Below are 7,783 nucleotides of genomic sequence, written 5' to 3'. Positions count from 1 at the left end.
CGAACATCTGCCCGCCTTGGTGGACAAGGGACGCTTTCGTGCCGATCTGCTCGACCGGCTGTGCTTCGAGGTAATCAACCTGCCGCCGCTCCGGGTACGCGAGGGCGACATTGCCGTGCTGGCCGACCATTTCGCGCGCCGTATGGCGGCAGAACTCGGCTGGCCGCGGTGGCCGGGCTTCGGCTCGAACGCGATGGCCCAACTGGAAGAGCATGATTGGCCGGGCAATGTGCGCGAGTTGCGCAACGTCGTGGAGCGCGCCGTTTACCGGTGGGATGAAAGCGACAAGCCGGTCGACGCCATCCAATTCGATCCCTTCGCATCGCCCTACCGCCGCGAAAAGGGGACGTTGGCGCCTCAGGAAGAAAAGGCGGTCGCGCCTCCCGCCGCCGTCGAGACCACGCTATCCGATCATTGCGACGATCTTCGCGCTGCCTGCCACAGCTACGAACGCAAGCTGCTGGAGGCGGCATTGGCGCGTTGCCGTTTCAACCAGCGCGCAACCGCCGCTGCGCTGAAACTGACCTATGATCAGCTGCGCCACGCACTGCGTCGCCACGATCTGCTGGAAAAAACGCCCGGATAGAATTCCGGTGAACTGCGCCGGAGAGGGCGGGGGTCAGTCGTCCCTGCTTCAGTCGTCCTTGCTATGGTGGTATGTTAGTCGCTAGGGCGGCGTCATTCGCAAGGACCCGGTGCAATCCCGGGTGGCTATCCCGGCCGCCGATCCGCCGGGCAACCTCCACATGATCAGACATACCGACGCCGTCCGGCGCTCGGGCTCATGTGGTGTGTTCAAGCAAGGCCCATGATCAAAATCGACTCTCGGTTCCGAACCGAATGGTTCGCCAACGCCGGTGAAGCGCGCCGGGACGTGCTTGCAGGTATCGTCGTCGCGCTCGCCCTCATTCCCGAAGCGATCGGCTTCTCCATCATCTCCGGTGTTGATCCGCGCGTCGGATTATATGCTTCCGTCGCGATTGCGATCATCATCTCCCTTTTGGGCGGCAGGCCGGCCATGATCTCGGCGGCGACAGCGGCTGTGGCCGTCGTGGTCACACCGCTCGTCCACCGCCACGGCGTGCAGTATCTTTTCGCGGCCACGATCTTGATGGGCATTATCCAGATCATTGCAGGCCTGCTGCGCCTGAACTTGCTCATGCAGTTCGTGTCGCGCTCCGTGATCACCGGTTTCGTCAATGCCTTGGCGATCCTGATCTTCATGGCACAGCTGCCGCAACTGCTGGGCGTGTCGTGGCATGCCTATGCGATGGTCGCCTGCGGCCTCGCCATCATCTACCTCCTGCCGCGTCTGACAAAGGCGGTGCCATCGCCGCTGGTGGCGATCATTGTCTTGGCAGTCGCCAGCATCGCGCTTGGGATACCTGTTCGAACGGTTGGCGACATGGGTAAGCTGCCGGAAGGGCTTCCAAGCCTGGCATTTCCGCATGTTCCGCTCACACTGGAAACGCTCCAGATCATCCTGCCTTACGCGCTGACGATGGCGGCCGTCGGCCTGCTTGAGTCGATGATGACGGCTCAGATCGTTGACGACATGACGGACAGCGAGAGCGACAAGCGTCGAGAATGTATGGGCCAGGGCGGTGCCAACATCGCGGCAGCCCTGGTCGGCGGCATGGGAGGCTGCGCGATGATCGGGCAATCCGTCATCAACGTAAGCTCAGGCGGGCGAAAGCGCCTCTCGACCTTCGTGGCAGGCGCCTTTCTCCTCTTTCTGTTGGCTGTGTTGGGCCCGATCGTCGGCCGCATTCCGATGCCGGCGCTCGTCGCCGTCATGATCATGGTCTCGATCGGGACCTTCAGCTGGAACTCCATCCCGAACGTCCGTCGTCATCCACCGACCTCGTCGATCGTGATGGTCGTCACGGTGGCGGTAGTGGTTGTGACGCACGACCTCGCCCGAGGCGTTCTCGCCGGCGTTCTCCTGTCCGGCATCTTCTTCGCGGGTAAGGTCCAACGGATGTTCAGGGTCGAGCGATCGGAGGGGGCAGGTGGTGTCCTCTACCAGGTCAGCGGAGAAATCTTCTTCGCCTCGGTTGATCGTTTCACGAAGGCATTCCGTGGCGGAGAAGCGCAGCCCGTCACGATTGACGTGTCTGCGGCACATTTCTGGGACATCTCAGGTGTGGGGGCGCTGGACAAGATCGTTGCCCGGCTTCGCCGCGAGGGCTCGCTGGTTGAGGTCATCGGATATAACCGCGCGAGCGCCGATCTGATCGACCGTTTCGCCACGCACGACAAGACCGGCTTCGAGCTCGGCGTGGCTCCGCACTGACGCACACGTTCGGGCGCGATCAACCCCATGCCTGCAGCACCCTCTTCCCAAAATATTGAATGTATGCCAATGATACATTCCTAAATTAGGGAGAGGCAGTGATGATCGCTAGGGATGGGGTCTCCTATCGTGTCGAGGACCGCATCGCGTGGGTCTATTTCGCCCGGCCGGAGAAGCGTAACGCAATGAACCCGGCGCTGAACCGCCGGATGGCGGAAGTATTCGACGAGCTGGAATATCGGGATGACGTGGGCGTGCTGGTGCTGGGGGGCGAAGGGAGCGCCTGGTCGGCCGGCATGGACCTGAAGGAATATTTCCGGGAAACGGAAGCGCAAGGACTGGGCGGCATCCGCAAATCGCAGCGCGAAAGCTATGGCTGGTTTCGCCGACTGCGCTGGTTTCAGAAACCGACGATCGCGATGGTGAATGGTTGGTGCTTCGGCGGCGGCTTTGGTCCCTTGTTCGCCTGCGACCTGGCGGTGGCGGCAGACGAGGCGCAGTTCGGCCTGTCCGAGATCAATTGGGGTATTCTGCCGGGCGGTGGCGTCACCAAGGTGGTGGTCGATTTGTTGTCGATGCGCGATGCGATGTGGCTAACACTGACCGGCGAGTTGATCGATGGCAAGCAGGCGGCGGTCTGCCGGCTTGTCAACGAAAGCGTGCCGCTGGAACGGCTGGAGGCGCGGGTGCGGGAGATTGCCGACCTGCTGCTCAGGAAAAATCCCGTCGCGCTGAAATTCGCCAAGGATGCCGTGCGCCGTGTCGGCACGCTCACCTATGACGAGGCCGAGGATTATCTGGTCCGCATGCAGGAGGCGGCCAACTTCCACGACAAAAGTGAAGGTCGCAAGGAAGGCATTCGCCAGTTCATCGACGAGAAAAGCTACAAGCCCGGCCTTGGCGCTTACGACCTCAATCGGAGCTGAGCGGGGCGTGCAGCCGGTGCAAGAGCCGCAGCAGCGTTTCGCGCTCCGCCTTGCTGAGGGTCGCCAGCAATGGCGCTTCGGACGCGCGCAGCCGCCCAATCATGTCCCGCAGCTGCGCCTCGCCCTCGATCGTCAGGTGCAGCGCATGGCTGCGCAGGTTGCGTCCCGGCCGGCGCTCGACCAATCCCCGCTCCTCCAGAAGGTTGACCAGCTTCATCGCGCTCGCGCGGTTGATCGATAAGGCTCGGCCGAGCGCCGATTGATCGAGGCCAGGCTGCGCCCGGACCAAGGCCAATGCGGTCACCTTGGCGGGAGAGATACCGTAGGGCGCCAGGGCGGTGTGGGCCGCCTCCGATAGCTGCAGCCGCGCCATCTGTAGCTGATACCCGACCAACGTATCGAGATCATCGTCGGACGGAACACTCTGAGTCATCTTGTCGATTCAGTATGCCTAGGATACATTCTGGCGGACGATAGAAGATCCGCGCCAACAAGTCGCGGGCTGTTTCGGGAGAGCTGCCTTGGAAAGCATGTTCAAGTTGTTGATTAACGGTGAAACCGTTTCCGGCGCGTCGGAATTCGACGTGATCAATCCCGCCACCGGCAAGTCGTTCGCACGCTGCCCCAAGGCAGACGTGGGTCAGCTCAATGCGGCCGTTGCTGCCGCCAAAGCCGCTTTTCCGGCATGGGCCGCGACGCCGATCGAGCACCGCGCGGCACTGGTCGAGGCGGTCGCCGCCCGTCTGCTGGAACGCTCCAGTGAATTTGCCAGCCTGCTCACCAGCGAACAGGGCAAGCCGCTCGATCAGGCGACGGGTGAGGTGATGGGCACCGTGTTTACGCTCCGCGCCTTCGTTGACATGCGTCCCAAAACCAAGGTGTTGCGCGACGAGGGCGGACATCGCGTCGTCGAGCATCGCACGCCGCTTGGTGTAGTGGCGGCGATCACGCCGTGGAATTTCCCTATGATCCTGGCGGCGAACAAGATCGGCCCCGCACTGGTCGCCGGTAACACCATGGTGCTGAAGCCGGCGCCGACCACCCCGCTCACCACTCTGTTGCTCGGCGAGATCTTTGCCGAGCTGCTGCCCCCGGGCGTGGTCAACATCATCTGCGACCAGAATGATCTGGGCGCGTTGCTCACCGCCCATCCTGACGTTGCCAAGGTTGCTTTCACCGGTTCCACGGCGACCGGCAAGAAGGTGATGGCGACCGCGGCCGACGGCGTGAAGCGGGTAACACTTGAGCTTGGCGGCAACGATGCTGCGATCGTGCTGGACGATGTCGAGCCGGCGCTGGCGGCAAGGAAGGTGTTCCAGGGCGCGATGTATAATGCCGGCCAGATCTGCGTGGCGATCAAGCGGGCTTATGTTCCGGAATCGATGTACGAGGAATTCTGCGCCGAAATCGCGCAGCTCGCCCGCGACACCTTGGTGGACGACGGCGCAAAGCAGGGCGCCAAGGTTGGCCCAGTGCAGAACGCGATGCAATTCGAGAAGGTGAAGGCCTTGATCGAGGATGCGAAGCAGCGCGGTACCGTCTTGGCCGGCGGCGAACCACTGGATCGCCCAGGCTATTTCATCCCGCCGACCATCGTACGCGATCTGGATGACGATGCGCCGCTGGTACGGGAGGAGCAGTTCGGCCCGGTGCTGCCGGTGCTGAAATATCGCGACATTGACGACGTGATCGCTAGAGCGAACGATTCGGAATATGGGTTGGCTGGAACGATCTGGGGACGCGACGTTGCGCGGGCGACCGATATTGCGATGAAGATCGACTCCGGCACCGTCTGGGTGAACCAGCATCTTGCCATCGATCCGCGCATCCCGTTTCGCGGATCGAAACAGTCTGGCCTGGGTAGCGAACTCGGACAATCCGGCTTGCACGAATATACCCAGGCGCACGTCGTCAACGCCGTGGCGCTGGAGGAGGCTGCCTGAGCGCGGTCGAGCATTTCACCACCCAGGCGGTGCCGCTGCAGCGGCGCCACCTGTTCTGGCGCGAGATCGTCGCCGAAGCTTTCCCCGGCATGACAGCAATAGCCCCGGAAGGCATTCGCGCGGATCTCGCCCGCTGGCGGCTCGGTCCCGTCGGGTTGGCTCGCGCCCGCAGCGCGCGGGCGCAGGTCCGGCGCGAGGTCAATCGCACCGGCCATAACCTGCTGCTCCATCTTCAGCGGCGCGGCAGGCTGACGATGCTGCATGGTGACACCGCCATATCGGGCGGGATGGGCGACATCCTGATCGCCGACGACAGCCGGCCCTATGCGATCGACATTTCCGACGCCAATGAATGCCTGATCCTGCAGATGCCGGCCACCTTGCTGGGCGACGATATCGGTGTCGACCTGCTCCATGGCCGGCTGTTGCCCGGACAAGATCCCCATGTCGCCTTTCTTAACCACATGCTGATCGGTCTGTGGGACCAGCGCGAGATGCTGGGAAATATCGATGAGGGTGTCGGTGACCTGCTTGCCGATGCCGCGCGATTGCTCTGCCGCAAGTTGCCTGTTGCCGCGCCGAAGGCGCTGGCTACCGAGACTCCGGTTGCCTATGCGCTGCGTCACCTGACCGATCCGGAACTCGGCACGGCCAGCCTCTGCGCGGCCACGGGGCTTAGCCCGCGGGCGATTCAGAAGGCGTTCCTGCGGGAGACCGGGCTGACCCCGACCGCGCTGGTCAACGAGCGTCGCCTTGCCCGCGCGGCCGAGTTGCTGGTAGCCGAGCCCGGTCGCAGCGTGACGGATATCGCCTTCTCGCTCGGCTTCAACGATGCGGCCTTTTTCAGTCGCTGCTTTCGCCGTCGGTTCGGCACCACGCCGCGCGATTGGCGCTGCGCCGGTGCGCGATCGTCCTGATCCTGGTTCGCTCCCGTCCAAGACGCGTTGCGCAAGCCGCATTAGCCTCCACCGATAAGCGCCGCGACAGGCGCGCTATCGGGAGAGGAAAATGCGCATTGGTCTCGCCACGGCCCTGCTCGCGTCGACGGCATGGGTCGCACCCGTCTGGGCTCAAGCCACGCCGGCGCCCGCCGCGCAGGATAGCAAGCCGAACGACGGTATCGCCGAGATCGTCGTTACGGCGCAGAAGCGCGCTGAAAACGTACAGGACGTGCCGATCGCCATTTCCGCCTTCGGGGCGGACACGCTCAAGGAGCGCGCGGTCGGCAGCGTTGCCCAGCTCTCTGCCATCGCACCCAACGTCAATCTTGATGCCGGTACGCCTTTCTCCGGATCGCCTGCCGTCCTCTCTGCCTATATTCGCGGCATCGGCTCGGACGATTTCGCTTTCAACATTGATCCGGGCGTCGGTGTCTATGTGGACGGCGTGTATCTGGCGCGAACGGTTGGCGCGAACCAGGATCTGTTGGACGTCTCCCGCGTCGAGATCTTGAAAGGGCCGCAGGGAACTTTGTTCGGCCGCAACACGATCGGCGGCGCCATCTCCATCGTCACGCGCGATCCCGGCAAGGATTTCCGGGTTCAAGGCGACGTGACGACCGGCAGCTATAAACTGCTCAACGCCCGCGGATCGGTCGACATTCCTATCACCGACGGACTGGGCGCCATTCTGAGTTTCGGCGTCAAATCGCGAGACGGCTTTCTCAAGCGCATACCCGATCCGGATCAGCGCACCGTCAACACGCCGTCCTACACGGCCTTTTCGGCTGCGGATTACGGCAACAGCTCGCGTGAGGGCGGCAACGACAATTGGAATCTACGCGGCAAGCTGAAATGGGCGCATGGCGGGCCGCTCAGCATCACATTGTCCGGTGATTACACGCGGGACAAGGGGACGAGTGCCAACAAGCTGATCGGCACGGCCGAAACGGTGCCGGGTAACTTCGCCGGCCTCTACAATTTCTGTATCGGCGCGACGCAGACACAGATCGCGGCGCGCGGGGCGCAGGCGCTGTGCGGCGTCTCCGGCACGCAATTCAATCCGCGCTTCCAGCTGCCAAGCTATGCCGGCGTCAATGTTGATGGGAATCCGGCGAACGACCGGCTGCCGTGGGATAGTCGCTATCTGATTGCCGACAAGGACAAGAGCTACGCCACGGGCAACAGCTTCTCCAACCTAAAGAATTGGGGTCTTTCCGGCATCGTCGATTATGATCTGAGCGACACGGTCGCGCTGAAATCGATCACCGCCTATCGCCAGCTCGACTGGAGCGCCGGATTGGATGCCGACGGCTCGCCGCTCAACTTCCTGCAACTCAGCTTCACCATGCATCAATGGCAGTTCAGCCAGGAAGTGCAGCTGCTCGGCAAGGCGCTCGATAATAAGCTGAACTACGTGCTGGGCGGCTATTATTTCAAGGAAGCCGGTAACCTCCACGATTATGTCACCTTCGCCGAGGGGCAGGTGCAGGTAGACGGGCCCAACCGGCTGGAGACCGAAAATTATGCCGCGTTCGGGCAGATCGATTATCGGCCGTTCGAATGGCTCGTACTCACCGTCGGCGGCCGCTAAACCAGTGAGAAGAAGCAGTTCGAAGGCGGGCAGCAGGAGCTGAACGGCTTCAATTACAATCTGTTCGGATGTTACGATGCAAACGG

6 protein-coding genes, 1 pseudogene and 1 other annotated feature are annotated in these 7,783 nt (G+C 62.7%); of the genes and pseudogenes, 6 read left to right on the top strand and 1 reads right to left on the bottom strand.

The genetic code is table 11. The features are described from left to right. From ACOJSI_RS14670 to ACOJSI_RS14660, 3 genes are all read left to right on the top strand, one after another. Positions 1-586: helix-turn-helix domain-containing protein (locus ACOJSI_RS14670; RefSeq protein ID WP_420139039.1), on the top strand; the 586-nt coding region annotated here is incomplete at its 5' end. Positions 587-685: 99 nt separating this feature from the next. Beyond that, positions 686-741 (top strand) — a sequence feature (sul1 is cis-regulatory element that is thought to sense ions involved in sulfur or methionine metabolism; They are found in Alphaproteobacteria). 67 nt (positions 742-808) lie between these two features. Beyond that, positions 809-2,296 (top strand): SulP family inorganic anion transporter, encoded by a 1,488-nt coding sequence (locus tag ACOJSI_RS14665; RefSeq protein ID WP_420139038.1) that lies wholly within the window; start codon positions 809-811, stop codon positions 2,294-2,296. Between the two features lie 101 nt (positions 2,297-2,397). Continuing rightward, positions 2,398-3,222, top strand: coding sequence for a p-hydroxycinnamoyl CoA hydratase/lyase (locus ACOJSI_RS14660; RefSeq protein WP_420139037.1), 825 nt, complete (start codon positions 2,398-2,400; stop codon positions 3,220-3,222). Here the strand turns inward: ACOJSI_RS14660 and ACOJSI_RS14655 are convergent. Then, positions 3,209-3,655 (bottom strand): MarR family winged helix-turn-helix transcriptional regulator, encoded by a 447-nt coding sequence (locus ACOJSI_RS14655; protein WP_420139036.1) that lies wholly within the window; start codon positions 3,653-3,655, stop codon positions 3,209-3,211. The two genes, ACOJSI_RS14660 and ACOJSI_RS14655, sit on opposite strands and share 14 nt — an antisense overlap. Positions 3,656-3,743: 88 nt before the next feature. Between ACOJSI_RS14655 and ACOJSI_RS14650 the strand changes: the two genes are divergently transcribed. The 3 genes and pseudogenes from ACOJSI_RS14650 to ACOJSI_RS14640 form a co-directional block, all read left to right on the top strand. Beyond that, complete coding sequence (locus ACOJSI_RS14650) at positions 3,744-5,165, top strand: aldehyde dehydrogenase family protein (protein WP_420139035.1); 1,422 nt, start codon at positions 3,744-3,746, stop codon at positions 5,163-5,165. 29 nt (positions 5,166-5,194) lie between these two features. Next, positions 5,195-6,082 carry an AraC family transcriptional regulator gene (locus ACOJSI_RS14645; RefSeq protein WP_420139034.1) on the top strand — a complete coding sequence of 296 codons (888 nt, stop codon included), beginning with the start codon at positions 5,195-5,197 and terminating at the stop codon, positions 6,080-6,082. 91 nt (positions 6,083-6,173) lie between these two features. Next, positions 6,174-7,783 (top strand): annotated as a pseudogene (locus ACOJSI_RS14640) (TonB-dependent receptor); the annotation flags it as partial.

The organism is Sphingomonas sp. (assembly GCF_048595155.1).
GTDB lineage: Bacteria > Pseudomonadota > Alphaproteobacteria > Sphingomonadales > Sphingomonadaceae > Sphingomonas_I.
This window is presented reverse-complemented; position numbering and strand designations above follow the sequence as displayed.